This is a genomic window from Intrasporangium sp. DVR (genome assembly GCF_040365325.1).
Classification (GTDB): Bacteria; Actinomycetota; Actinomycetes; order Actinomycetales; family Dermatophilaceae; genus Intrasporangium.
Map to the genome: position 1 here is coordinate 1 of NZ_BAABZW010000058.1, position 810 is coordinate 810.

1 protein-coding gene is annotated in these 810 nt (G+C 67.5%); it reads right to left on the reverse strand.

Annotated elements, in window-relative coordinates; genetic code table 11:
* A partial coding sequence (locus ABWV20_RS19305) for an IS1634 family transposase (RefSeq protein WP_353358111.1) occupies window positions 1-810 on the reverse strand: 810 nt, incomplete at both ends.

Consider the following 810-nt stretch of genomic DNA (forward strand, 5'->3'; position numbering starts at 1 on the left):
ATAACCGATGTCATGCCGACGTCGGCATGACATCGGCCGAGCGGCGAGGTCGGACTTGGCCATCCGGAAGGACCGCTCGACCTGGTACAGGTCCTGGTAGGCGGCGACCACGCGCGCGCCGTCCATGGTGCCGACTGGGATGTTGGTGACGTAGCCCTTCAGGCCGGCGAGGTAGCGGGCCCGCTCGACCAGGCCCCAGTCCACGACCGTGGCGGTGTCGGTGAACTTCACGAACCGGTCCTTCTTCAACGGCCGGGTGCCGTCGGCGACCTTCTCGGCGCGTTCGACCATCTTGTTGATCGCCCGGTTGTCGTGCTGATAGCGCTTGAACGACCACTGGTACACCACCCGCCGCTCCCGCTTGTCCTTGCCGACCCCCATCGGGCGGACCGCCTCGAGGGTCTGCCCGTCGGTGAAGTGGTTCCCGCGCGTGGTGAACTGCTCGGCCAGGTCGTACGGGGCCTTGCTGATCCGCGAGCCGACGATGAACTCGAACCCGGCCTCTTCCAGGGCGAGCAGGTTCGCCGCCGAGAGCATCCCCGCGTCGGCCACCACGACAATGTCCTCGGCCCGGTGTCGCGCCCGGAACGCGGTCAGCACCGGGATCAGCGTCTTCGTCTCGGCCTTGTTTCCCTCGAACAGGTGCACGTCCAGCGGGAACCCCGAGGCGTCCGTGAGCAGCCCGACCGTGACCTGAGGGTCGACCCGGCGTTCCTTGCTCATCCCGACCTTGCGCAGCGAGTCCTCCTGGTCGGTCTCGAAGTGCAACGTCGTCAAGTCGTAGAGCACCAGCGCCAACGCGCCGGCCCG